20 protein-coding genes are annotated in these 20,425 nt (G+C 71.1%); 12 read left to right on the plus strand and 8 right to left on the minus strand.

Going from position 1 to position 20,425, the window contains the following annotated elements; all coding sequences use genetic code 11:
• Nucleotides 1–17: 17 nt before the first annotated feature.
• Nucleotides 18–848: a hydroxypyruvate isomerase family protein gene (locus ACQYVW_RS03020; RefSeq protein WP_434946253.1), complete on the minus strand. Its 831-nt coding sequence runs from the start codon at nt 846–848 to the stop codon at nt 18–20.
• A gap of 520 nt (nt 849–1,368) precedes the next feature.
• Here ACQYVW_RS03020 and ACQYVW_RS03025 point away from each other — a divergent pair.
• The 5 genes from ACQYVW_RS03025 to ACQYVW_RS03045 all read left to right on the plus strand — a co-directional run bounded on the left by ACQYVW_RS03025 (nt 1,369) and on the right by ACQYVW_RS03045 (nt 4,879).
• Nucleotides 1,369–1,938 carry an RNA polymerase sigma factor gene (locus tag ACQYVW_RS03025; protein WP_434945998.1) on the plus strand — a complete coding sequence of 190 codons (570 nt, stop codon included), beginning with the start codon at nt 1,369–1,371 and terminating at the stop codon, nt 1,936–1,938.
• Nucleotides 1,935–2,468, plus strand: a complete 534-nt coding sequence (locus ACQYVW_RS03030; RefSeq protein WP_434945999.1) for a hypothetical protein — start codon at nt 1,935–1,937, stop codon at nt 2,466–2,468. Before ACQYVW_RS03025 ends, ACQYVW_RS03030 begins: the two co-directional genes overlap by 4 nt.
• Before the next feature lie 28 nt (nt 2,469–2,496).
• The gene (locus tag ACQYVW_RS03035) at nt 2,497–3,384 is read left to right on the plus strand and encodes a DUF4097 family beta strand repeat-containing protein (RefSeq protein WP_434946000.1); all 888 of its coding nucleotides are present in this window, start codon (nt 2,497–2,499) and stop codon (nt 3,382–3,384) included.
• 199 nt (nt 3,385–3,583) lie between these two features.
• Nucleotides 3,584–3,994: a hypothetical protein gene (locus tag ACQYVW_RS03040; protein WP_434946001.1), complete on the plus strand. Its 411-nt coding sequence runs from the start codon at nt 3,584–3,586 to the stop codon at nt 3,992–3,994.
• A 21-nt stretch (nt 3,995–4,015) separates the two neighbouring features.
• Entirely contained in the window at nt 4,016–4,879 is an 864-nt protein-coding gene (locus ACQYVW_RS03045; RefSeq protein ID WP_434946002.1) for a bile acid:sodium symporter family protein, read from the plus strand.
• A gap of 54 nt (nt 4,880–4,933) precedes the next feature.
• Here the strand turns inward: ACQYVW_RS03045 and ACQYVW_RS03050 are convergent, their stop codons facing one another.
• The 3 genes from ACQYVW_RS03050 to ACQYVW_RS03060 form a co-directional block, all read right to left on the minus strand.
• On the minus strand, nt 4,934–6,349 hold the full coding sequence (locus ACQYVW_RS03050) for a M16 family metallopeptidase (RefSeq protein WP_434946003.1): 1,416 nt from the start codon (nt 6,347–6,349) through the stop codon (nt 4,934–4,936).
• 10 nt (nt 6,350–6,359) lie between these two features.
• Nucleotides 6,360–7,745 carry a M16 family metallopeptidase gene (locus tag ACQYVW_RS03055; protein ID WP_434946004.1) on the minus strand — a complete coding sequence of 462 codons (1,386 nt, stop codon included), beginning with the start codon at nt 7,743–7,745 and terminating at the stop codon, nt 6,360–6,362.
• 320 nt (nt 7,746–8,065) lie between these two features.
• Nucleotides 8,066–9,406 carry a dicarboxylate/amino acid:cation symporter gene (locus ACQYVW_RS03060; RefSeq protein WP_434946005.1) on the minus strand — a complete coding sequence of 447 codons (1,341 nt, stop codon included), beginning with the start codon at nt 9,404–9,406 and terminating at the stop codon, nt 8,066–8,068.
• Nucleotides 9,407–9,666: 260 nt separating this feature from the next.
• Between ACQYVW_RS03060 and ACQYVW_RS03065 the strand changes: the two genes are divergently transcribed.
• Together ACQYVW_RS03065 and ACQYVW_RS03070 are read left to right on the plus strand one after the other, a co-directional pair.
• Nucleotides 9,667–11,355, plus strand: a complete 1,689-nt coding sequence (locus tag ACQYVW_RS03065; RefSeq protein WP_434946006.1) for an alkaline phosphatase — start codon at nt 9,667–9,669, stop codon at nt 11,353–11,355.
• Nucleotides 11,356–11,443: 88 nt separating this feature from the next.
• Entirely contained in the window at nt 11,444–13,090 is a 1,647-nt protein-coding gene (locus ACQYVW_RS03070; RefSeq protein ID WP_434946007.1) for a sensor domain-containing diguanylate cyclase, read from the plus strand.
• Nucleotides 13,091–13,105: 15 nt separating this feature from the next.
• On the opposite strand, the gene ACQYVW_RS03075 is transcribed toward ACQYVW_RS03070, so the two are convergent.
• On the minus strand, nt 13,106–13,552 hold the full coding sequence (locus ACQYVW_RS03075) for a CopD family protein (protein ID WP_434946008.1): 447 nt from the start codon (nt 13,550–13,552) through the stop codon (nt 13,106–13,108).
• 76 nt (nt 13,553–13,628) lie between these two features.
• On the opposite strand from ACQYVW_RS03075, the gene ACQYVW_RS03080 reads away from it, so the two are divergent.
• Both ACQYVW_RS03080 and ACQYVW_RS03085 read left to right on the plus strand, forming a co-directional pair.
• Nucleotides 13,629–14,231 (plus strand): class I SAM-dependent methyltransferase, encoded by a 603-nt coding sequence (locus ACQYVW_RS03080; RefSeq protein WP_434946009.1) that lies wholly within the window; start codon nt 13,629–13,631, stop codon nt 14,229–14,231.
• A gap of 94 nt (nt 14,232–14,325) precedes the next feature.
• Entirely contained in the window at nt 14,326–15,669 is a 1,344-nt protein-coding gene (locus ACQYVW_RS03085; protein ID WP_434946254.1) for a polyhydroxyalkanoate depolymerase, read from the plus strand.
• A 211-nt stretch (nt 15,670–15,880) separates the two neighbouring features.
• Here ACQYVW_RS03085 and ACQYVW_RS03090 read toward each other — a convergent pair whose 3' ends face one another.
• Both ACQYVW_RS03090 and ACQYVW_RS03095 read right to left on the minus strand, forming a co-directional pair.
• The gene (locus tag ACQYVW_RS03090) at nt 15,881–16,789 is read right to left on the minus strand and encodes a sensor domain-containing protein (RefSeq protein ID WP_434934600.1); all 909 of its coding nucleotides are present in this window, start codon (nt 16,787–16,789) and stop codon (nt 15,881–15,883) included.
• Nucleotides 16,786–17,163 (minus strand): PadR family transcriptional regulator, encoded by a 378-nt coding sequence (locus ACQYVW_RS03095; RefSeq protein ID WP_434934601.1) that lies wholly within the window; start codon nt 17,161–17,163, stop codon nt 16,786–16,788. Before ACQYVW_RS03095 ends, ACQYVW_RS03090 begins: the two co-directional genes overlap by 4 nt.
• Before the next feature lie 113 nt (nt 17,164–17,276).
• On the opposite strand from ACQYVW_RS03095, the gene ACQYVW_RS03100 reads away from it, so the two are divergent.
• Together ACQYVW_RS03100 and ACQYVW_RS03105 are read left to right on the plus strand one after the other, a co-directional pair.
• The gene (locus ACQYVW_RS03100; protein WP_434934603.1) at nt 17,277–18,200 is read left to right on the plus strand and encodes a peptidylprolyl isomerase; all 924 of its coding nucleotides are present in this window, start codon (nt 17,277–17,279) and stop codon (nt 18,198–18,200) included.
• Between the two features lie 79 nt (nt 18,201–18,279).
• A complete protein-coding gene (locus ACQYVW_RS03105; RefSeq protein ID WP_434934604.1) occupies nt 18,280–18,576 on the plus strand; it encodes a hypothetical protein in 297 nt (98 codons plus the stop codon).
• 12 nt (nt 18,577–18,588) lie between these two features.
• Here ACQYVW_RS03105 and ACQYVW_RS03110 read toward each other — a convergent pair whose 3' ends face one another.
• Nucleotides 18,589–19,545, minus strand: coding sequence for an aldo/keto reductase (locus tag ACQYVW_RS03110; protein WP_434946010.1), 957 nt, complete (start codon nt 19,543–19,545; stop codon nt 18,589–18,591).
• Nucleotides 19,546–19,683: 138 nt separating this feature from the next.
• Between ACQYVW_RS03110 and ACQYVW_RS03115 the strand changes: the two genes are divergently transcribed.
• Nucleotides 19,684–20,424, plus strand: a complete 741-nt coding sequence (locus tag ACQYVW_RS03115) for a metallophosphoesterase family protein (protein WP_434946011.1) — start codon at nt 19,684–19,686, stop codon at nt 20,422–20,424.
• Nucleotide 20,425: the final 1 nt, after the last annotated feature.

Raw genomic sequence — 20,425 nt, forward strand, 5'->3', positions numbered from 1 at the left:
CCTGGTTGAGGCGGGGGTTACACGTCGCACAGATGGATGGCCTCGCGCAGCGAGGCGACCGGGTCCGGCGCCGACGGCATGAATTCCTGGGCGATGTACCCGTCGAATCCGCTGTCGCGGATCGCCCGGCAGATGGCCGGGTAGTTCAGTTCCTGGTCCTCGCCGATCTCATGCCGGCCGGGCACGCCCGCCGTGTGGTAGTGCACGAACCAGCGGTGATGGCGGCGGATGGTGGCGATGATGTCGCCTTCCATGATCTGCATGTGGTAGATGTCGTAGAGCAGGCCGAAGTGGCCAGACCCCAGCGTCTCGCACAGTTCGACGCCCCAGGCGGAGCGGTCGCAGAGGTAGTCGGGATGGTCGACACGCGAGTTCAGCAGTTCCATCACCAGCCGGACGCCGCGCTTTTCCGCATGCCCGAGGATGCGCTTGAGGCCGGCGGCCGAATTGGCCAGGCCTTCGGCCGGGTCCATGCCGTTGCGGTTGCCGGAGAAGCAGATCAGGTTGCGGTAGCCGGCATCGGCCACCAGGTCGATGTGGCGGGTGTAGCGCGCCACCAGTTCGTCATGGAAGCGGGTCTCGGCAAACCCCCGCTCCAGCCCGAGCTCGGCGCCGTTGCACATCGAACTGTCCACGCCATGCGCCTTCAGCGTGGCCCAGTTGTCCGGGCCGACCAGGTCGATCGCGGAAAAGCCGATCTGCTTCACAATCCCGCACAGCTCGGCGATCGGCGTCTGCCCGAACGTCCAGCGCGCGACGGAATGCTTCAGCCTGGCTTTCAGCGGCCGCGCGGCGGCCCCGGCTGCCGGCACGAGTCCCGACGCGGCCAGCCCCAGCCCGCCCACCATCGTGGCGCGCAGCGCATCGCGCCGGGTGAATGTGCGCTTCAAGTCAGGCCTCCGGGTCTGCCCATGGGGCGGCGGGCGCAGGCGCCCGTCTTGGCCGGATGCGGCGCGCCTGCGCCGTCGGCGGAAATGCAAGATACGTCGCACGGCAGCGGGGGCAACCGCGAACAGACAGGTTCATGAATCGCCGTGATCATGACCCGCGCCATGCTGGCGCCGGCCGCAGTCGGCCCGCTCGATGAGATGCCCATTCTCCACCGGCCTCCCAACCGGTACAGACACGCGAATCCGCTCGGATGCAATCGATTGCACGATAACAAGCGCGTCCCCGATTGCAAGGCCCCCGGTTGCGGCCCGCCCCATCGATCGCTCGTCCGGGCGCAGGGATGGACATTGGTCGGCGCGGTGGCCGCGCGCCCACTCGCGGGGCTGGCGACGCAGACGCTTCGCCGCGGGCGATGCCGGACACGCTTTAAACCCTGTCCCATGCCACCGCATCGGACTCGATATGCTGATGGCAACGATGAATGCATCCCTCGACGAGGTCGCCACGACGGCCGATGTGGACCACGCCCTGGCGCGTGCCTCCGCCGGCGGTGACGTGACCGCCTTCGAGGCCCTGTACAGGCGCCATGTCGGCCGGGTGCATGGCGTGATCCTGCGTCTGGTGGGCCATCAGCACAGCCGCGCCGAGGACCTGACCCAGGAAGCCTTCGTCCGTGCCTGGCAGGCGCTGCCCGGTTTCAGGTTCGAAAGCGCGGTCGGCACCTGGTTGCACCGTCTCGCGGCGAACACCGCGCTGATGGAACTGCGCAGCCGCCGCGCCGGGCCGCTGATGGATGCCGACGACGAGGCGCTGGACACGATCGGCACCGGCGACACCGCCGGCCATCGCACCGCGCTGTCGATGGACCTGCAGCAGGCCGTCGACAGCCTCCCGCCCCGGGCACGCGCGGTGCTGGTGCTGTACGACATCGAGGGCTGGACCCACGAAGAGATCGCCACCGCGCTGGACACGGCGGTGGGCAGCTCGAAGGCACAGCTGCATCGCGCGCGCAGGCTGCTGCGCGCCAGGCTAGGAGACTCCGCATGAACGATCGCCACGACCACGACCTGCCCGCCGCGCTGCGCATGCAGTTGCGCACGCTGCGCACGCCGGAAGCGCCGGCGCGCGAGCTCTGGCCCGATATCGCCGCGCGGATCGCGGCGCAGCCGCAGCCCCGCGCCACTCCTGCCAGCCCGCGCTGGCATCCGCGCCTGCTGCCGGCGCTGTCGGCGGCCGCGGTCCTGGCCCTGGCGCTGGGCCTGGGCTGGCAGCTGCGGCCGGGCGGGCCCGGGCCGGCTCCTGAACCCGCCCCCGCCAGCGGCCAGTCCGCGGCGCCGGCCACTCCGCTGGTCGTGGTGGCCGATGCGATGACGCGCGAATACCGGGGCGCATTGCGCGAGGTGCCGGCGCCCGGCCCGGCCACGCCCGGATATCGCAGCCTGCTCGAACTCGATGCCAGCGCCGCCGCGGTCCGCGAGGCGCTGGCCCAGGACCCGGACGCCATCTTCCTGCTGCAGCGCCTGCAGCACATCCACGCCCGCCGTCTGGCGCTTACGCGGCAACTCGCCAGCGCCTGACCGCTTCCGACATCTCCAGGAGACCCCGATGAAAACCCTGCCCCTGAGCCTCGCCGTGCTGGCCGCGCTGTCGATCGCGCCCGCCTTTGCCGCCACTCCCATCAATGAAACCCGCCCGCTGGACCCACGCGGCAGCATCGACGTGTCCAACCTCAAGGGGCGCATCGAGGTGCGCGCCTGGGACAAGCCGGAAGTCAGGATCACCGGCAGCCTCGGCGACGGTGTTGAACGTCTGCAGATCGAGGGCGACCAGCGCAGCCTGGACGTCCAGGTCCGCTACCCGCGCGGCAGCAACCGCGCCGAACCGACCACGCTGATCCTGGACGTGCCGCGGCTGGCGGAACTGGAGATCGATGGCGTGGCCGTGGACATCGACGTGCAGGGTGTGGCCGGCAGTTCGCTCGACATCGAGAGCGTGAGCGGTGACATCGTGGCCGTCGGCGCCCCCCGCCAGGCCGACATCAGCAGCGTCAGCGGCAACCTCCAGCTCAATCTCAACAGCGAGAAGGTCGAAGTGGAGAGCGTGAGCGGCAACATCGCCCTGCGCGGCCGGATCAGCAACGAGGTCTCGGCCGAAACGGTATCCGGCGACATCCGCATCGACAGCCGCGGCGAACCGATGCGCAAGCTCGACACCAGCAGCGTCTCGGGCAATGCCAGCTATGTCGGCGGCCTGGCCGCTGGCGGGCGGATCAGCGCCGAATCGGTGAGCGGCAGCATCCGCCTGAGCCTGCCGAGGGCGCTGTCGGCGCGGGTGCACGGCGAAAGCTTCAGCGGCGGCCTCAGTGCCCCCGGCGCGCAGATCGACCGGCCCAGGTACGGACCGGGCGCGAGCTTCGAGCACACCTACGGCAATGGCGACGGCGAGATCCGGATGGAGACCTTCTCCGGCAGCGCCGAACTGGTGCTGGAGTGATCGGCACAGGCCGCATCGCCTGACGGCTTCGTCCTCCCGGGTCGGGCGGCAGCGCGAAGGCCGGACGGACATCGATCCCGCCAATCGTCGATGCAGCCCCCGCCGCGGAGTCCGGCCTAGCGCCGGCCACGCCCGGACCCGGTGCTAGTATCGCGGCCACCTGTCGCGGCACGCGTCGCGGCGATCATCGGGGAAGGGCATGATTCGCGCGACGCTTGCCGTGCTGCTGGGCCTGCTCGTCGCGCTGGCGACGATCCTGCTGCTGGAATACCTGGGCATGTCGCTGTTCCCGCTGCCGCCGGGCATCGACCTCGATTCGGAAGAGGATCTGGCCAGGCTGGTCGCCGCCGCCGGACCGGGCAAGCAGTCCTGGGTGCTCCTGGGGTGGACGCTCGCGGCCCTGGTCGGCGGCTGGGTCGCGGCCTGCGTCGGCAGGCGCGCGGGTCCGGCGCTGGCGGTCGGCGCGCTGCTCGTGGCGGGCGTGCTGCTCAACGCGGCCCTGCTGCCCCACCCGCTGTGGATGACCCTGCTCGGCGTGCTGCTGCCGCTGCCCGCAGCCTGGGCCGGCGCGCGCCTGGCCCGCCCGCGCGCCGCCCTTCCATCGTCCTGACCGCCAGGGAGTCACCGCCAGATGCAGGCTTCGCTGCTGACCACACTCCTGTTGCCGCTCGCGCTCGGCGTGATCATGTTCGGGCTCGGCCTGGGCCTGACGCTCGACGACTTCCGGCGCGTGGCGCGCTATCCGCGCGCGGTGCTGCTGGGCCTGTTCCTGCAGACCGGCGTGCTGCCCTGGGTGGCGCTGGCGCTGGCGCTGCTGTTCCGGCTTCCGCCGGAACTCGCGGTGGGCCTGATGCTGCTGGCCGCCTCGCCCGGCGGCGCCACCGCCAACATCTACAGCCATCTCGCCCATGGCGACGTGGCGCTCAACATCACCCTCACTGCGATCAACAGCCTGCTGTGCCTGGTCACGCTGCCGCTGATCCTCAACCTGTCGCTGGAGTACTTCCTGGGCGCGGGCCAGTACGTCCCGCCGCCGGTGCGCAAGATCATCGAGGTGGCCGTGATCATCGTGCTGCCGGTGGCGATCGGCATGGCGGTGCGCGCCTTCGCGCCGCGCTTCGCGGCGCGCATGGAGAAGCCGGTGCGGCTGCTGTCGGTACTGGTGCTGGCGCTGCTGATCGTGGCGGCGGTGGTCCAGGCCTGGAGCACGCTGCTGGCCTGGTTCGCCGTGGTCGGCCTGGCCTGCCTGCTGTTCAACCTGGCCAGCATGGGCCTGGGCTACGCCGCGCCGCTGGCGCTGCGTCTGCCGAAGAAGCAGGCGGTGGCCATCGCGATGGAGATCGGCATCCACAACGGCACGCTGGCGATCTTCATCGCGCTGAGCGTACTGGGCAATGCGGCGATGTCGGTGCCGGCGGCGGTGTACAGCCTGCTGATGTTCTTCACCGCCGCGGGCTTCGCGTGGTGGGCGTCGCGCGGGCGCGGCGAGGCCTGAACATCCGCGATCGCAGACAACCCTTCCCCTGCTGGCGGGGGAAGGGCCGGCGCCTCAGTCCGCGGAGCGGAACTCGCCGTAGGGCTTGAGCTGGTCGGCGATCGCCGCGCCGTCGCCGACGACGATGATCGACTGGTCCTTCGGATCGAAGTACTTGCGCGCGATCGCCTGGAGCTGGGCGGCATCCACCTCGCGGATGCGGGGCACGTAGCTGGCGAGGAAGTCCGACGGCAGCCCCAGCAGCCAGTTCGAGGCCAGGGTCGAGGCGACTGCGCCCTGCAGCTGGTTGCTGATCAGGTAGCCGCCGGCGACGTAGCGCTTGGTGTCGAGCAGCTCCTGCTCGGGCACCGGCTCCTCCGCCAGCCGCCGGAACTCGCCGAAGAACTCCTGCAGCGCCGCGCCCGTCACCTCGTTGCGCACGTCCGCGCCCGCCTGCACGCGTCCACCGGTGCGCGCAGGCGAGAAGCCGGCGCTGGCGCCGTAGGTATAGCCCTTGTCCTCGCGCAGGTTCTGGTTGACGCGGCTGCTGAAGCCGCCGCCCAGCACCGTGCCGGCGAGGATCGCGGGCACGTAGTCCGGATCGGTGGCCGGGATCGCCGGGCGGCCGATGCGCAGCGTCGCCTGCACGCTGCCGTCGCGCTGCAGCAGGACGCGGCTGGGTTCGGCCTCGCGGCGGGCGGCGGGCGTTTCCGGCGCTTCCGCACCCGCCACCTCCCAGTTGCCGAAGGCCGCTTCGGCCAACCGGAAGCCTTCGGCCGGCTCGATCCGGCCGGTCACCACCAGCAGGGCGCGGTCGGGGTGGAAACGCAATCCGTGCGCCTGACGCAGCGCCGCCGGCGTGACCGCGCCGATCGAGGCCTCGGTCTGCTGCGTGCGCGCGTAGGGATGGTCGCCATAGGTCGCCGCCAGCAGCGCGCGCGTGGCCCGGAAGGAAGGCTGCGCCTCGGCCGCCTTCAACGCCTGCAGCGCATTGGCCTGGGCCAGCCTGACCTCGTCGTCGGGAAAGGACGGGCTGCGCACGATCTCGGCCAGCAGCTCCAGCATCGACGCGGCGTGGCGGGTGAGCGCACCGGCATAGACCAGCACGCCGTCGTTGCTGGCGCTGGCGCCGACGCTGCCGCCGTAGGACTGCGCGGTCTCGGCGATCGCGCGCGAGTCGCGCGTTGCCGTGCCCTCGGCCAACAGCGAAGCGAACAGGCTGGCGAAGCCCTGCGCGTCGGCCGCGTCGGCGCCATAGCCGGCGTCACGCATGGCGAGCACGTAGTCCACGCGCGGGATGCCATCGCGCGGCACCACCCACACTTCCAGGCCGTTGGCGAGCGTCTTCTTGGCGATCTGTGCGACCGGCAGCGGCTTGTCCGCGCCGTAGGGCGGCAGGTCCCTGGGCAGATCGGCGGCCGTGGCGGCCTGCGCCAACCCTGGCAGCGCGAGCGAGAGGGCCAGCGCGAGCGTCTTCATCGAAGTGGTCATGGTCATCTCCTTATTCCCCGTCCTTCGACGCGGCATTCCGCGCCGCCAGCATCGCCTCGGGCACGCGGTCGATCACCGTGCGATTGGCGGCGGTGAGATAGGTGCGCGCGGCGCGCTGCACATCGGCCGAGGTGACCGACTCGATCCAGCCCGGGATCCGGTTGGCCACGGCCGCGTCGCCCCACAGCAATTGCAGCTTGGCCAGGGTGTCGGCACGCGAGAGGAACGACTCCATGCCGTCGTACCAGTCGGCCAGCAGCCGGGTCTTGGTGCGCGCGAGCGTCGCATCGTCCACGCCGTCGGCGACGATGGTGGCGATCTCCTCGTCCACCGCCGCCACCAGCGCATCCGCATCCGCGGTCGGCTTGTACAGCGCGAACACGGTGAACAGCGTGGGGCCGTTGTATTCCCACTCGCTGGTCAGGCCGTAGAGCGAATCGACGTTGAGCGCCAGTTCGCGCCCCTTCACCAGACCCTGGTACAGGCGCGAGGCGTCGCCATTGGCCAGCAGCGCGCCGAGTACCGACATCGCTGGCTGGTCGGGGCTGCCGCGGTCGGGCATCTTCCAGGACATCGCGATGGCCGGCACCTGGGCCAGCTTGTCGGCCTGCTGGAGGCGCTTTTCCTGCGTGTTCAGGCCTTCGCTGAAGTCCGGCCCCTCGGGTACCGGGCGCGCGGGGATGGCACCGAAGTACTTCTGCGCCAGGGCGAAGCCCTCCTCGGCCGAGATGTCGCCCGCCAGGCCCAGCACCGCGTTGTTGGGGCCGTAGTAATCGCGATGGAAGGCCTTGACGTCTTCCAGCGTGGCCGACTCGAGATCCTCGAAACTGCCGTAGCCGTCGTGGTTGTTCTCCCATTTCTGGAAGGCGTTGAAGCCCACGTCCAGCCACATGAAGCCGCCATAGGGCTGGTTCTGCACGTTGACGCGGATCTCTTCCTTCACCACGTCCTGCTGGTTCTTCAGCGTGGCCGGGTTGAAGTCGAGCATGCGCATGCGATCGGCCTCGAGCCAGAGGATCGGCTCGATCGCGGAGGACGGCGCGATCTCGATGTAGTTGGTGAAGTCCGGGCGGGTGGAGCCGTTGTTGCGGCCGCCGCCACCGGTGATCACGCGGTCGAACACACCCTCGGGCGCGTTCTCCGAACCCTCGAACATCAGGTGTTCGAACAGATGGGCGAAGCCGGTGCGGTTGCGCGGCTCCAGCCGCATGCCGATGCCGTAGACCACGCTGACGCCCACGACCGGCGAGCTGCGGTCTTCGGATACGACCACGGTCAGGCCGTTGTCGAGCTTCTTCACCGCCACCGGGATCTCCCAGCGGTCGGCCTCGGCGGCGGCGACCGGCAACGCGGCCAGCAGCAGAGTCAGCAGCATTCCTGCGCGGATCGACTTCATGGGCACCTCCTGGCCCGACATGGAAGCGCACACCCTACCGCAGCCGCCGCGTCGTCATCGAGGCCGGAAGTCATGGCGGCCCGGCGGCGCTCCAGGCCCGGCCCAGGTGTCCAGGAGAAAGGCGCCATCCTGGCGATGGGGGCGGCGGGCAGCGAGGCAGTGGCGCCTGTCATCCCGCCCCGAGACCGGAGGCCGGAAGCGGCTGGACCCTCGTCGCGCCGCGCAGCGCCTCGCGCTTCGCGGACGCGCTTTCCCGGGCTCCCAGCTGGCGCGAGTCCCGCCACTCGCGGTCGTGCCCTCGCGCAGCGGCCGTGCCGCCGTCAGCCCCCCCGGTCGTCCGTCTGCCCCGCCTCCACGCCGACATTGCTCGACGCACGTTCGTAGGCCTCGCGGTCCAGCAGCCCGGTCTGGCGCGCCACCAGCACCGGCACCAGCACCTGGCCGGTCACGTTGGTCATGGTGCGCATCATGTCCAGCACGCGGTCGATCGCGTAGAGGATGCCGATCGCCTCCAGCGGCAGGCCGGCGGCGCTGATCACCACCGTGGCCATGATCACCGCGGTGCCGGGTACGCCGGCGGTGCCGAAGCTGCCCAGCACCGAGGCCAGTGCGATCAGCAGGTACTGCCCCACCGACAGTTCGATGCCCATGAACTGGGCGATGAAGACCGCGCCCAGCGCCGGATAGATCGCGCCGCAGCCGTCCATCTTGATGCTCGCGCCCAGCGGCACGGCGAAGCTGGCGTAGTCCTTGTCGACACCGAGGTTGTGGGTGGCGGAACTGAGCGACAGCGGCAGCGCGGCGAAGCTGCTCGAGGCCACGAAGCCGATCTGCATCGCCGGGGCCGCGCCGCGGAAGAACTTCAGCGGGTTGAGCCCGTGCGCCAGCAGCAGCCCGCTGTAGACCACCACGATGTGGAAGGCGCAGGCCGCGTACAGGGCCATCACGAACTTGCCCAGCGGCAGCAGCTGCTCGAACCCGTAGCTCCCCACCAGCGCGGCGATCAGGCCGAAGGTGCCCAGCGGCGTGGCCTCCAGCACGAAGCGCGTGACCTGGATCATCAGCTCGCGGCCCTGGTCGAACAGCGAGCGCAGGCCCAGCGTCTTCTCGCCCAGGCGCACCAGGGCGAAGCCGAACAGGCCGGCGAAGAAGATCACCTGGAGGATGGTGAAGTTGCTGGGGACGATGATGTTCTGGCCGTCGGCCGTCTTGCCCGCTCCCAGCGCCGCCAGCGCGCGGAACGGGTTCTCCGGCACGATGTTGAACAGCACGTCGAGCGGCCCGGGCACCTCGCGCTGGCGGTAGTTTTCCGCCACCTGCAGGCTGCCCGCATCCACCCCCAGGCCGGGCTTCAGCACGGCCCCGAACGCCAGTCCCACCGCCACCGCCAGCACCGCGGTGATCGCGAACCAGACGAAGGTGCGCCCTGCCAGCGCCGCGATCGAGCGCTGCCCGGCCAGCGAGCCGACCGCGCTGACCACCGCGAAGAACACCAGCGGGATCGCGATCATCTTGATCAGGTTGACGTAGACCGTGCCCAGCGGGCCGAACCAGGTCTGCGCGGCGGGGCCCATCAGCCAACCGGCGAGCACGCCCAGCACGAAGCCGCCGGCCACGCGCTGCCAGAAGGGAATCTTGAGCCAGCGGTGGACCACGGACATGGGGCGAATGCAGCCGGCGCCTGTCGGCGAGGCCGCCACCTTAGCCGACCGGCCAGGCTGGCGCGACGCGCCTGCTGGAACGCCAGGCGGCCATGCGCAGGACAGCGGCGCGCCTCCAGCGCAATGCGCCCGGTCATGGCCCTGTCGCAACCGGCCGGCATAATGGCGGGTTCCCGGACGCGCGCCGCCCGCGCAGCCGTCATCCCGATCGCGGGACGACGCTGTGGCGCCGCCGGTCATCCCGTCCTACCGGATCGATCATGCCCCGCCTGTTGCCCGTCGCCGTCGCCCTGTCCGCCGCACTCCTCACCGCCTGCACCGCAACGCCGCAACGTGGCGCGGCGCCCGTCGTGGGGAGCGTCGACGTTCCCGAGATCAGTCATCCGGACGGCGAAAGCCCGCAGTGGTGGTACCGCAGCGGCGCCGCCCGCGCGGCCGCCAACGGTGCGATGGCGGGACGGGCGAAGAACGTCATCGTGTTCCTCGGCGACGGCATGAGCCTGACCACGGTCGCCGCCGCGCGGGTGCTCGAGGGCCAGCGTGCGGGTCGTCCGGGCGAGGAGAACCTCCTGTCCTGGGAACGCTTCCCGCACACCGCCTTCGCCAAGACCTACAACACCGATTCGCAGACGCCCGATTCGGCCGGCACCATGACCGCGATCGCCGCCGGCGTGAAATCGCACATGGGCGCGATCGGGGTGTCGGCGGGCCGGCGCGACGACTGCGCCGGCAGTCTCGAACGCCCCCTGCGCTCATGGCTGCACCTGGCCGACGACGCGGGGCTGTCCACGGGCATCGTCAGCACCGCGCGCCTCACCCACGCCACGCCGGCGGCCGTCTACGCCCATGCGCCCGACCGCAACTGGGAAAACGACACCGACCTGCCGCCCGAGGCGAGCGCCGCGGGCTGCCGCGACATCGCCCAGCAGTTGCTCGACTTCCCCGCCGGCCGTGGCCCGAGCGTCGTGCTCGGCGGCGGCCGCGGCGAATTCCTGCCGGTGTCGGTGCGCGACCCGGAGTTCGACGACAAGGTCGGCCAGCGCCTGGACGGGCGCGACCTAGCCGCCGAATGGGTACAGCGCCGCCCAGGCGCGACCTGGGTGTGGAACCGCGCGCAGCTGCGGGCCGCGGAGGATGCCAGCGCGGTGCTGGGGCTGTTCGGGTACGACCACATGCAGTACGAGCACGACCGCGACGACAGCGATCGCGGCGAGCCCGACCTGGAGGAGATGACGCGCTTCGCGATCGAGCGCCTGTCCCGCGACGACGCCGGCTACGTGCTGCTGGTGGAGAGCGGCCGCATCGACCACGCCAACCACGAGGGCAATGCCTATCGCGCCCTGGACGAGACCGTGGCCCTGTCGCGCGCGGTGCGCGCGGCGGCGGAGATGACCTCGGCCGAGGACACCCTGATCGTGGTCACCGCCGATCACTCGCACACGCTGGGCTTCGTCGGCTACCCGCGCCGCGGCAACGACATCCTGGGCAAGGTCCTCGGCCCGGCGAGCGAGGACCAGGACCCCAACCAGTACGCCCGCGACGCCCTGGGCCTGCCCTACACCACCCTGGTCTACGCCAACGGTCCGGGTTACAGCGGCGCCAGCGCGCGCCAGCCGGCCGGGCCCAAGCGCCACCTGCACCATCCCGGCGGCTTCGAGCCGGCGGCGGGCCGGCCGGACCTGTCGGCGGTGGATACCGCGCATCCGGACTTCATGCAGGAGGCCCTGGTGCCGTTAAGCTCGGAGACCCACGGCGGCGACGATGTCGGCATCTGGGCCCGCGGGCCCGGCAGCGAGGCGTTCCGCGGCACCCTGGAGCAGCATGTGATCCACCACGTGATCGTCCAGGCCACGCCGGCCTTGCGGCAGCGGCTGTGCGCACTCGGCAGCTGCAATGGCGACGGCGTTCCGGTCGAACTGCCCTCGATGAGGACCCCCGTCCAGCGCTGAAACACGACGCATCGGATACGGTTGCGTTTCTTCCACAACCGGTCAGCGGTCCGCCCGCCTGGGCGACGCCAGCCACACGCGAGTCGGGATGCCTGCAGTGAAACGGGTGGACAAGGGTTACTGGCGCCTCGTGCTGGGACTGCTGCTGGCCTGCCTGTCCGCGGCGGTGAGCGCGGGGGGCGGCCCCGCGTCCGCGCCCCGCGACTTCCTCCTGGCCGGCGCACCCGCGGCCGAACAGGCGCCGATGCGCGCCTGCACGACGCAGATGCGCGAGGGGCTGCGCGAGCGTCGCATCGAGGCGCCCCCCGGCGGTTGGCCCGGCGCGCCGCAGGCGATCAATGTGTTCAACGTGTTCTCCGGCGAGGTGATGGTGGCCCTGGGCGACCGCGAGATCTGCGGCCGCACCCACGATGCGCGCAGCCGCGACTCGCGCTTCCGCGCCAGCGTCGGCCTGGTCGCGGTTCCCGCGGCGGGCAGCCGGGATCCGATCCGGGTGGCCTGGGCCGATCCGCTGCAGCCCGACTGGCAACCCACCGTGGTGCTCGGCGCGCCCAGCCCGGTGCAGCAGATGGACACGATGCGCCTGCTGGTGCGCGTGTCGTGCATGGCGATCGGGCTGGCGCTGGCGATGTCGGCCCTCATGGGCTTCATCGGCACGCGCGACCGCAGCTTCCTGCTGCACGCCGGCGTGTGCGTGCTGCTGGTCGCGGGCCAGGCGGTCCTCAGCGGCCTGAGCGGGTACCCGCGTCCCTGGCTGCCGGTCGGCGACCACGAGGCCTGGTGGCTGGTCGCGTTCGCCGCGTTCACCGTCGCGGCGCTGGTGCACGGCATCGGCAGACAGTCCGGCGCGGTCGCGGCGCTGCCGCTGCCGCGCCGCGCCGTCGCCTGGGCGGTCCGTGCCGCGATCCTCACCGGGCTGGCGGTGCCGCTGCTGCCGCTGGAGAGCCTGCGCTGGATCCTGCCGGCCCTGGAAACCGGGTTCGGGGTGGCCTGCATCGCCCTGCTGGCCGTCAGCATCCTGTCCCTGCGCCGGGGCGACCGCGGCGCGGTGCTGGGCGTGGTGTCGATCGCCCCATTCCTGGCGATCATCGCCGCCGAACTCGCCGGCAGCCTGTGGCTGGTGTCCTATCGCGTCGAGATCCTGCAGTTGGCGGTGAGCTGGTTCCTGATCGCGATGGGCTATGCCATGACCCGCCGCGTCAGCCTGCTGCGTCGCCAGCACGACGCCATGCGGGTGCTGGCGGCCACGGACGAGCTGACCGGCCTGCCCAACCGGCGCAGCGGCCTCGGCAGGCTGGAGCAGTTGTTCTGGCACTCGCGCGAGAGCGGCGAGCCGCTGACGGTCGGCTTCATCGACATCGACCTGTTCAAACGGATCAACGACATGTACGGGCATGCCGTGGGCGACCGGGTGCTGGTGGCGGTGGCCGAAGCGCTGGCGGCATCGATGCGCGGACGCGAGGACGTGGTGCGGATGGGCGGCGAGGAGTTCCTGGTGCTGATGCCGGGGCTGGGCCTGGCGTCCGCGACGCCGCGGCTGGAACAGATGCGCCAGCGCGTCCGCAAGGCCGGCGAGTCGCTCGGCATCGAGGGCCTGCAGGTGACGGCGAGCATCGGCCTGGCCACCCTGTGCAGCGAGGACGAGGACCCCGCCTCCCTGCTGCGCCGCGCCGACGGCGCGATGTACCGGGCCAAGCAGGCCGGACGCAACCGCGTGCTGCAGGCCGGCGACTGAGGGCGTCGCCCCCGATCAGAATGGTTTGGCGAGCACCAGCCAGATCACGCCCAGCAGGACGAACACAGGCACTTCGTTGAAGATGCGCAGCGCGCGCGTGCTGGGCAGGGCGCCCGGCGCGCGCGCCAGCCAGCGGCCGCCGAGGATGAAGTGGGCCAGCAGCACCGCCACCAGCGCGAGCTTGGCATGCATCCAGCCGCTGCCGGGCCCGACCATGGTCGGGAACCCGGGGATCACCCGGTATCCCAGCCACAGCACCAGGCCGGCCGCGATCGCCAGCCCCAGCATCACGTGTCCGAAGCGGTACAGGCGCCGCCCCATCAGCACCAGGCGCGCGCGCACCGCCGCCTCGTCGCCGGCCTCGACCAGGTTGATCAGGATGCGCGGCAGGTAGAACACCGCCGCCACCCAGGCCATCACGAACAGCAGGTGGGCGGACTTGATCCAGAGATAGCTTTGCATGCGGATTCCATGGCGCGCGGCGACGCCGGCGATGACGCGGGCTATTGTAGCGGCCGCTTCCGCATCGCCCTGCCCCATGAGCAAACGCTACGACCAGCGCTATTTCGACACCTGGTACCGCCGTCGCGGCATCGGCGGGGCGCAACGCCTGGCGCGAAAGGTCGCGCTGGCGGTGACCACGGCCGAGTACCACCTCGAGCGTCCGCTGCGCACGGTGCTGGACATCGGCTGCGGCGAGGGCGCCTGGCGCGCACCCCTGCTGCGGCTGCGGCCGAAGGCGCAGTACCTGGGTTTCGACAGCAGCGAGTACGCCATCGCCCGCCATGGCGCACGCCGCAACCTGCACCTGGCGCGCTTCTCCGACTTCGCGACCCTGCGGCCCTGCCCGCCGGTGGACCTGCTGGTGTGCAGCGATGTGATGCACTACCTGCCGCTCAGGGAACTCGACCGCGGACTGCCCGGCCTGGCCGAACTCTGCGGCGGCGTCGCCTTCCTGGAATGCTTCAGCCGCGAGGACGAGACCGAGGGCGACGAGGAGGAGTTCCAGGCGCGCCCGGCGGCCTTCTACCGGCGCCGTTTCGCGGCGTTGGGGCTGCGCCAGGTGGGGTCGCACTGCTGGCTGTCGCCGACGCTGGCCGGGAGCGCGGCGGCCCTGGAACTGGCGCCCCCCGGAGCCTGAACCGGCCCGGGCCGCGCCGGGCCTGCGCGCCCTTGACGGAGCCACCCGGCCCATCGGTTATGCTGCGACGCAGCAGCCGCTGCCCGTGACGTCGATGCTCCTCTACCAGTTCCACGAACTCACCCGCTCCTGGATGGCTCCGCTCACCTACTGGGCGGAAGCCAACGCGCGCGCGTTCTCCACGCCGGGGAGCTGGCTGTCGGGCATGCCCGGCGCCGAACGCATCGCCGCGGCCAACGAACTGGTCCACCGCATCGGCAAGGATTACGAGAAGCCAGCCTTCGACATCCATTCGATCGAGTGGGAAGGCGAGGTCTACCCGGTAGTCGAGAAGACGGTGCTGTCCACGCCGTTCTGCAACCTGCTGCGCTTCAAGCGCTACACCGACGATGCCGGCAACCTGTCGGAGATGCGCGGCCAGCCCTCGGTGCTGATCGTGGCGCCGCTGTCGGGCCATCACGCCACCCTGCTGCGCGACACGGTGCGCACCATGCTGCGCGACCACAAGGTGTACATCACCGACTGGATCGACGCGCGCATGGTGCCCAGGCAGGCCGGCCCGTTCACGCTCGACGACTACGTGCGCACCATCGAGGGCTTCATCCGCCACATCGGCGCGCAGGACCTGCACGTGATGAGCGTGTGCCAGCCGACCGTGCCGGTGCTGGCCGCGATCTCGCTGATGGCCGGGCGCGGCGAACCGGTGCCGCGCTCGATGGTGATGATGGGCGGGCCGATCGACACGCGCCGCTCGCCCACCTCGGTCAACAACCTCGCCACCCAGAAGCCGCTGTGGTGGTTCGAGAACAACGTCATCCATCCGGTGCCGCAGAACTATCCCGGCGCCGGGCGCCGGGTCTACCCGGGTTTCCTGCAGCACACCGGCTTCATGGCGATGAACCCCGAGCGGCACTTCATGTCGCACTGGGACTTCTACCAGAACCTGGTCAAGGGCGACCTCGACGACGCCGATTCGCACCGCCGCTTCTACGACGAGTACAACGCGGTGCTGGACATGCCCGCCGAGTACTACCTCGACACCATCCGCGTGGTGTTCCAGGAGCACCTGCTGCCGCGCGGGCTGTGGGAGGTGGGCAGCGAGCGCGTGGATCCGGGGGCGATCTCGGGTACCGCGCTGATGACCATCGAGGGCGAACTGGACGATATCTCCGGCCTCGGCCAGACCCGCGCCGCGCACGACCTGTGCACCGGCATCGCCGAAGACGACCGCCGGCACCTGACCGTGCAGGGCGCGGGCCACTACGGCATCTTCAGCGGCCGGCGCTGGCGCGAGCAGGTGTATCCGAAGGTACGCGACTTCATCTCCGCCAACGCGGTGTCCCCGCGCGGCAAGGCCGCGGCGGGCACCGCTGCGACCACGCGTGCGACGGCCGCCGGCAAACGCGCGCGACGCGCGGCGCCGAAAACCAAGGCCTGAGGCGGATCCACCCAGGCCGTATCGCAGGCGGCAGTCGCCGTAATGCCTGCCCGCCGCGAGGTGCTTCGGCACCGGCGGTGCCCGAGCGCCATGGCGTCACCGGCAGGCGGGACATGGACCCGCTGCAGTTGCCTGCCGCGTAGCCGCCACGTGCGCGGCGGGCCGTTTCGCCGGCGTCCCCACGCGGCAGGCACCGGCGCCTGCGGAACCGTCAATCGTGTTGCGCGGTCTTCACCAACAAGTGCTTGGCGAGCAGCCCGTGCATCCGCCCCAGCCCGCGCGCCAGGTGCAGGGTGACGAACAGCAGCAGCACGCCGAACACGCACAGCAGCGGCAGCATCCAGGGAGCGTCCTCGACCAGATCGAGGTTGAACAGCCAGATGCTCGTCCCGACGCCGGGCAGCAGCGCCAGCGGGCTGAGCACCAGCGACAGCGAGGTCGCCAGCAGGCTGACCGCCACGGTGAAGTAAACGACCCCCAGCGGCAGCATCATCACCAGGTACAGCAGGGTGCTCCAGGTGCGCGGGTCGGTGAACATGTCGCCGATGCGCTGCCAGAGGCTGCGGCCGCGCGCGGTATACAGCGGCCGGCGCGGCATGCGTTCGCCCAGCATCACCTCGACGATGCGGCCCTCGACCAGGGACAGCACCCGCACCGAGCCGAAGAACAGGATCAGCAGGGGCACGCCGATGATGGTGATCGACAGGCCCAGCGACACCGAGAAGCCGGCCACCACCCAGGTGAAGAAGAAAATGCCCGTCGCCAGCGACAGCAGCATGTAGAACAGCGAGGCGTAGGCGCGCGGGTCGGCGAACACGCCGAAGAAGCGGCCGAGCGTCGAGCCGCGCGGCCGGGGCGGCGGTGCGCGCAGCGCGGTCTGCACCTTGACCTCGGTGTCGCGGTAGATCTCGGCGACCTCGTCCGGCGCGCCGTAGCTGGAGGCCACGGCCGCGATCACCTCGGCCTCGCTGCGGCCGGGGTTTTCGGCCAGCTCCGAGCGCAGGTACTCCTCCGCGTCGTAGAGCGCGTCGTGGACGAGGGCCGGATCCGCCCCGGCCAGCGAACGCCGCAGGTGCTCGAGGTATTCGGGAATGGTGGTCGGCAGGCGTTGGCTGTTCATTCGCTGTGTCCCTCCAGGACGGCGTCGACGGAGTCCCGGGTCGCGCGCCATGCGGCGCCCCAGTCGCGCAGGGCGGTTCGCCCCGCGGCGGTGATGCGGTAGTAGCGCCGGGGCGGCCCGGCGTCGGAGGGCTCGACGAAGCTGTCGAGCAGCCCCGCCCCTTGCAGGTTGCGCAGCACGGGGTACAGCGCGCTCTGCTTGCCGCTCAGCACGCCCTCGCCGAAGCGCTCCAGGGTCTTGGCGATCTGGTAGCCGTACATGGGTTCGCCCGCGGCGGCGAGGACGGCCAGCAGCGCCAGCGAGACGGTGCCCGCGCTCAGTTCCTTCTGGAACTTGCGCAGTTGGGCCTCGTCGTGGGTGTCGCCAGCCGCCATGGAGTCCTCCGCCAATGCGGGCAGACTATTACGAACTTCGCTATAGCGGATGTGCCATTAGTCCTCGACGACGGCGATGGCCACAATCGGGCACCACCCGACCGGACACCACGATGCGCCGACTTCTCGCCCGCGCCACCCTGCTCGCCGCCGCCTGCGCCCTGCCGCTGTCGGCCGCCGAACCCGATGCGCCCGCGCGGCCGCGCACCACCCAGCAGGTTCTCGACGCCTCGCTGCCGTCGGACTGGCGCACGCCGGCCCCCGAAAACACGCTGTACATGGAGCTGGCCGCCGGCCGTGTGGTGATCGAGCTGGCCCCCGCCTTCGCGCCTGCGCACGTGGCCAACATCCGCATCCTGGCCGGCGAAGGCTTCTGGAACGGCACCAGCATCTACCGCTCGCACGACAACTTCGTGGTGCAGTTCGGCGATGCCGACGCCGACGATCCGGCGAAGGCCAAACCGCTGGGCTCGGCGAAAACGGCGCTGCCTGCCGAGTTCGAGCGCGATGCGCAGGGCCTGCCCTTCCACGCCCTGCCCGACCCCGACGGCTGGGCCGCGCAGGTGGGTTTCGCCGAGGGCTTCCCGGCCGCGCGCGAGGGCGGCGACGGCCGCGCCTGGATGGCGCACTGCTACGGCGCGGTCGGCGCCGGCCGCAACATCGCGCCCGACAGCAGCCTCGGCGCCGAGCTGTACGTGGTGACCGGGCAGTCGCCCAGGCAGCTGGACCGCAACATCACCGTCGTCGGGCGGGTGATCCGCGGCATGGAGCTGCTCAGCGCGATCCGCCGCGGGCCGCCGCCGCTGGGCATCTACGAGGATCCGGCCCAGCGCACGCCGATCGTCTCGATCACCCTGGCCTCGACCCTGCCCGAGTCGCAGCGCGAGCGCATCGAGGTGCTGCGCACCGATACGCCCACCTTCGATGCGCTGGTCGAGTCGCGCCGCAACCGCCGCGACGATTTCTACCATCGCCCCGCCGGCCATATCGACCTGTGCAACATCGCGATCCCCGAGCGCACGCCCGCGGGCGGCTGAGGCGACGCGCGCGATCCTCACGCGGCGTTGGCCGCGGGCTGCCTAGGCTGCCTTCGCCCCCCACGCCGAGATCGTTCCGATGTCCCAGCTCCGCCTGCGTATCGTCAGTTCCGAGGACAACGTCCGCGCCATCATGAACCTGCTGCAGAGCCTGGACGGAATCGAACACGTCGAGGAAGTGGCCGATCTGATGCCGCACATGGACGATCCGGATTCGAGCTCCGCGGGCCTGCACGATTCGCGCGGCGCCGATACGCACGAGGTCGAGGTGGAGGTGCCCAACCCCTCCACCGCGCGCAAGGTGCGCGATGCGGTGGAGGCGCTGGCCTTCGAACTCGATGCCTTCGTCGAGATCGAGGACGACGAACAGGAGTAAGCCGCCTGCGGCTCAGCCTGCCGCGGGAAGCGCGTCGATGAATGCCGCCATGCGCTGGCGCTGCGCGGCATCGGGCAGGCGCCCGCGCGCGGCGCCGAGGTTGTCGGCCATGTTGCGCGCCTTGCTGGTGGCGGGCGTGACGCAGGTGACGGCCGGATGCGCGGCCACGTACTTGAGCATGAACTGCGCCCACGACTTCGCGTCGAACTCGGCCGCCCATTCCGGCAGCGGACGCTCGCCGATGCGGCTCCACAGGCGCGTGCGGCCGAACGGCAGGTAGACCAGGACGCCGATCTTCCGTTCCTGCGCCAGCGGCAGGATGGTCTCCTCCACGTCGCGGTTGTCGACCGCGTAATCCACGCCGATGAAGTCGATCTCTTCGTTGCGCATCGTGTCGATGAGGCGGGAATAGGCCGGCTTGCTGGTGGAAGTGACGCCGACGTAGCGCACCCGCCCCTGCGCCTTGAGTTCGCGCAGCACGCCCAGGTGGGTCGGCACGTCGGCGAGGTTGTGCACCTGCACCAGGTCCAGCCGCTCCTTGCCGAGGTGTTTGAACGAGGCCTCGATCTGCTCGCGCGCCTTCGCCGGATCGGCCTTTGCGTCCTCGCCGCGACCGGCGACATTGACCTTGGTCGCCCAGAACAGGCGATCGGTGATGCCCAGTTCGCGCGCCAGCGTGCCGGCCACCTCCTCCGAGGCCCCGTACGAGGGCGCGGTGTCGAACACCGTGCCGCCGCCGGCCACCAGCGCCTGCAGCACCTCGCGCAGCGCCGAACGGTCCTCGCCGCGCGCGACCTGCGAGAACGTGGCCGAACTGCCCAGTCCGATCAGCGGCAGCTGCTCGCCCGAGGACGGGATCGGACGCGTGAGCAACGGGGTGTCGTCGGCGGCCAGCAGGCGGCCCTGCGGCAGCAGGGTGGCCATGGCGGCGGCCATGGAAAACTTCAGGCAATCGCGGCGCGTGGTCATCGGGGGATCCTCGGCGTGGCGGTGGTGTCCGGAGTCTGGCGCGTCGCGGCCATCGGGGCAACGCGCGGCATGCCACCTTGGCCGCATACCGTCGCGCGCGGGCAGGCACTAGCATGGCTGCCGGAGGAACCGCCATCCATGCGCATCGCCCTGCTCGCCGATCTGCACGCCAACCGCGAGGCGACCGAAGCCTGCCTGGCGGCGCTGGCCCACGAAGGCTGCGAACGCTACGTGTTCCTTGGCGATCTCGTCGGCTACGGCGCCGACCCGGCCTGGGTGGTGGACACGGTGCGCGCACATGTCGCCACCGGCGCGGTCGCGGTACTGGGCAACCACGACCAGGCCGCCACGCGCGCGCCCTCGCCGGGCATGGTGGCCGAGGCGCGCGACGCCATCGCCTGGACGCGGCAGCGGCTCGACCCGGAGCAGCTCGCCTTCCTCGACGGGCTGCCGCTGCAGGTGCAGGAGGACGATCGCCTGTATGTGCACGCCAACGCCTGGGCACCGGGCGAATGGGGTTACGTCAGCAGCCGTGCGGCCGCCACCCGCAGCCTCGAGGCGACCACGCAGCGACTCACCTTCTGTGGCCATGAACACCGGCCGGCGCTGTACTACGCGCAGCCTGGGCCCGCCGGACATTTCCAGCCGAGCGCCGGGCGGCCGGTTCCCCTGCCGGGCGCACGGCGATGGCTCGCGATTCCCGGCGCCTGCGGCCAGCCGCGCGACGGCGATCCGGCGGCCGCCTGCGCGGTCTACGACACCGATGCCGCCAGCCTCACCTTCCTGCGCGTGCCCTACGACCACGAGCGCGCGGCCGCGAAGATCGTCGCCGCCGGGCTGCCGCAGGCCTTCGCCACGCGCCTGCTCCCGGGAGCCTGAG

Origin of the sequence: Luteimonas campi, from assembly GCF_051162505.1 — a bacterium.
Lineage (GTDB): Bacteria > Pseudomonadota > Gammaproteobacteria > Xanthomonadales > Xanthomonadaceae > Luteimonas.

Excerpts from the sequence above, each read along its gene's own strand:
- ACQYVW_RS03100 (WP_434934603.1), top strand. The coding sequence starts at position 17,277 with ATGCGCCGACTTCTCGCCCGCGCCACCCTGCTCGCCGCCGCCTGCGCC.
- ACQYVW_RS03115 (WP_434946011.1), top strand. The coding sequence starts at position 19,684 with ATGCGCATCGCCCTGCTCGCCGATCTGCACGCCAACCGCGAGGCGACC.
- ACQYVW_RS03045 (WP_434946002.1), top strand. The coding sequence starts at position 4,016 with ATGCAGGCTTCGCTGCTGACCACACTCCTGTTGCCGCTCGCGCTCGGC.
- ACQYVW_RS03020 (WP_434946253.1), bottom strand. The coding sequence starts at position 848 with ATGGTGGGCGGGCTGGGGCTGGCCGCGTCGGGACTCGTGCCGGCAGCC.
- ACQYVW_RS03090 (WP_434934600.1), bottom strand. The coding sequence starts at position 16,789 with ATGAACAGCCAACGCCTGCCGACCACCATTCCCGAATACCTCGAGCAC.
- ACQYVW_RS03110 (WP_434946010.1), bottom strand. The coding sequence starts at position 19,545 with ATGACCACGCGCCGCGATTGCCTGAAGTTTTCCATGGCCGCCGCCATG.
- ACQYVW_RS03080 (WP_434946009.1), top strand. The coding sequence starts at position 13,629 with ATGAGCAAACGCTACGACCAGCGCTATTTCGACACCTGGTACCGCCGT.
- ACQYVW_RS03085 (WP_434946254.1), top strand. The coding sequence starts at position 14,326 with ATGCTCCTCTACCAGTTCCACGAACTCACCCGCTCCTGGATGGCTCCG.
- ACQYVW_RS03035 (WP_434946000.1), top strand. The coding sequence starts at position 2,497 with ATGAAAACCCTGCCCCTGAGCCTCGCCGTGCTGGCCGCGCTGTCGATC.
- ACQYVW_RS03060 (WP_434946005.1), bottom strand. The coding sequence starts at position 9,406 with ATGTCCGTGGTCCACCGCTGGCTCAAGATTCCCTTCTGGCAGCGCGTG.
- ACQYVW_RS03105 (WP_434934604.1), top strand. The coding sequence starts at position 18,280 with ATGTCCCAGCTCCGCCTGCGTATCGTCAGTTCCGAGGACAACGTCCGC.
- ACQYVW_RS03050 (WP_434946003.1), bottom strand. The coding sequence starts at position 6,349 with ATGACCACTTCGATGAAGACGCTCGCGCTGGCCCTCTCGCTCGCGCTG.
- ACQYVW_RS03040 (WP_434946001.1), top strand. The coding sequence starts at position 3,584 with ATGATTCGCGCGACGCTTGCCGTGCTGCTGGGCCTGCTCGTCGCGCTG.
- ACQYVW_RS03095 (WP_434934601.1), bottom strand. The coding sequence starts at position 17,163 with ATGGCGGCTGGCGACACCCACGACGAGGCCCAACTGCGCAAGTTCCAG.
- ACQYVW_RS03025 (WP_434945998.1), top strand. The coding sequence starts at position 1,369 with ATGAATGCATCCCTCGACGAGGTCGCCACGACGGCCGATGTGGACCAC.
- ACQYVW_RS03070 (WP_434946007.1), top strand. The coding sequence starts at position 11,444 with ATGCCTGCAGTGAAACGGGTGGACAAGGGTTACTGGCGCCTCGTGCTG.
- ACQYVW_RS03055 (WP_434946004.1), bottom strand. The coding sequence starts at position 7,745 with ATGAAGTCGATCCGCGCAGGAATGCTGCTGACTCTGCTGCTGGCCGCG.
- ACQYVW_RS03030 (WP_434945999.1), top strand. The coding sequence starts at position 1,935 with ATGAACGATCGCCACGACCACGACCTGCCCGCCGCGCTGCGCATGCAG.
- ACQYVW_RS03065 (WP_434946006.1), top strand. The coding sequence starts at position 9,667 with ATGCCCCGCCTGTTGCCCGTCGCCGTCGCCCTGTCCGCCGCACTCCTC.
- ACQYVW_RS03075 (WP_434946008.1), bottom strand. The coding sequence starts at position 13,552 with ATGCAAAGCTATCTCTGGATCAAGTCCGCCCACCTGCTGTTCGTGATG.